This window comes from Acinetobacter sp. GN11 (assembly GCF_054823985.1).
Genome location: NZ_JRVL01000309.1, coordinates 1 through 2,355, shown reverse-complemented (window position 1 = coordinate 2,355; position 2,355 = coordinate 1). Strand labels below are relative to the sequence as shown.

Genomic DNA, 2,355 nt, shown 5'->3' with positions numbered 1-2,355 from the left:
ACCATGAGTTATTATCACGTTTAATGATTTGCTGGTCTTCCTCAATTGGGGTTACCCAGTCGCCCATAACCGTAATCATAATATCGCTTAAAGTAATAACACCAACGACAAGCGCATACTCATTTATTACAACCGCAAACTTTTCTTTTGTAGAGCGGAAACGATCAAGTAATTCCGAAAGGGTTAGGGTATCGGGAATCATCAAGACAGTACGAATGGTTGTTTCATTCAATTGTGTTGGAGATTGATTATTTAAAATGCGAACAAGAAAGTCTTTGGCATCGACGTAACCAATGACCTGATCAATATTTTCATTACATACCAAAAATTTTGAATAAGGATATTCTGCTAGTTTTTGGCGAATGCTATCTTCGTGTTCATTTAAAGTGAAATAAACAACATTTTCACGTGTAGTCATGCTCGAAGGTACGTTGCGTTCTTCTAATTCAAAAACATTCTCAATAAAGTGATGTTCTTGTTTTTGCAATACGCCTGCTTGAGCACCTGCATCCATTACTGCTGAAATGTCATCAAAAGTAATGTTGTCTTCTCGGGTTGTATTCACTTTAAACAAACGGAATAGCAGGTTGGCAATTGCGTTAATTCCCCATGCTAAAGGTTTGCAAATCTTAATAAAAACCTGAATTGGATTAATAACACTAATTGCAATTTTTTCAGGTGCAATCATAGCCAAACGTTTTGGCATAAGATCAGCAAATAAAATAAACAGTGATGTCACTAAAGTAAAGGATAGGGCAAAGCCGATTGTTTGTGTCCAAGGGCCTGCGTAGAAACGGTCCACTAAAGTGACGAAATAAGGACGAAAAGCAGCTTCACCCAAAATACCGCCTAAAATCGCGACTGCATTTAGACCAATTTGAGAGGCTGCAAAAAAGTCAGCAGATTGTTCTTGTAAATCTAGTACTTGTTGGGCGCGTTCTTCACCCGCTTCGGCTAGAATTTTTAGCTTAACTTTTCTGGCACCCGCTAGTGCAATTTCAGTTAAAGATAAAAAGCCTGCTCCGATGATAAGCAGTACGATGATAATGATATTTTGAAAGAGACTCACAAATCACCTGAGATTCATCATTATTATGACTATGTTTTAACATAAAAAAGCGCTGAGGTAATCAGATTGATTGCCCAGCGCCTGAAATCGACAATTAAATTAAAATTTATTTAATAGTGAGAAAATTGTGAATTGTTGGTTAGAAATTCACGGTTTTCCTCTTCAATCATTTGACGAGCAACAAATAAGATAAGTTGGCGCAGCCAGCGATGAGCAGGGTGATGATGTAACAACGGACACCAAGCCATTTTAAGCTCGAACTCTGGAATATAAAAAGGAGGATCCTTTATAACCAGTTTAGGATTCTGTGTTTGTAGGCGTGCCATTCGAGTTGGGAGAGTGGCAATAAGGTCTACATTTTGAGCAAGTAACGCTGGCATTTGGTAGTGGCGAGTAAATACAGAAATTTTACGACGCTGACCAATACGTTCTAATGCTTGATCGATCCAGCCTAAGCCACCTTGTTTGTCAGGGTTTACGCCAAAACCTACACCCATACCTGTTTTAGAAACCCAGATATGTTGTGCATCTAAATAGCTTTTTAAATTTAGATGAGTCACAGCAGGGTGTTTGTCGTTAAGAATACAACTGAAGCTATCACGCCAAACTAAAACCTGATGGAAACTTTGCGGTATTTCATTAAATCTATTAATTGCGAGATCAACTTTACCTTGTTCCATGTCTCTATAAGACACATCACTTGGTGTAAGAAAATCAAGAACAACGTTTGGAGCTTCAGAGCGGAGCGCTTTTACAAGACGAGGAACTAAAGTTGCCTCTGCATAGTCCGATGTCATAATGCGGAAAACGCGGTTACTTGTATAAGGGCGGAATTCGGTACGGGGTTCCAAAATCATGGAGAGATCAGCAAGTGCATCGCGAATACGAGGTTGTAATTCAAGAGCACGTTCTGTTGGTGTCATCCCTTCAGAAGAACGGATAAGAAGAGGGTCATTAAATAAATTACGTAAGCGACGTAAAATATTACTCATTGCAGGCTGAGTTACCCCAAGCTGTTCGGCCGCGCGCGTAACATTTTTTTCACGAAGAAGTACATCAAGATATATTAATAGATTAAGATCTACTCGCTCCAGATTCATAAAAAAAATACCGAAAATAAAACCCTGAAATTGTTTCAAATTATGCCATATCTAATAACTATTGTGTGAAAAAATGATGAGAAAAACGACATTTTTTGTAGGAATTAAGTAGGTGTGAAAGGTACTTCAAACGCTCGATTTTATTGTCTTTGCTATGTTTTTAAGTATGAAGGTGACAAATAGAAT

Annotated in this window: 2 protein-coding genes; both read right to left on the bottom strand. The window is 38.2% G+C overall.

The features are described from left to right. Positions 1 to 1,069: polyamine export protein PaeA (gene paeA / locus NL42_RS18665; protein ID WP_461313886.1), on the bottom strand; the 1,069-nt coding region annotated here is incomplete at its 3' end. A gap of 110 nt (positions 1,070 to 1,179) precedes the next feature. After that, the gene (locus NL42_RS18660; protein ID WP_003653025.1) at positions 1,180 to 2,169 is read right to left on the bottom strand and encodes a LysR family transcriptional regulator; all 990 of its coding nucleotides are present in this window, start codon (positions 2,167 to 2,169) and stop codon (positions 1,180 to 1,182) included. Positions 2,170 to 2,355 lie beyond the last annotated feature (186 nt).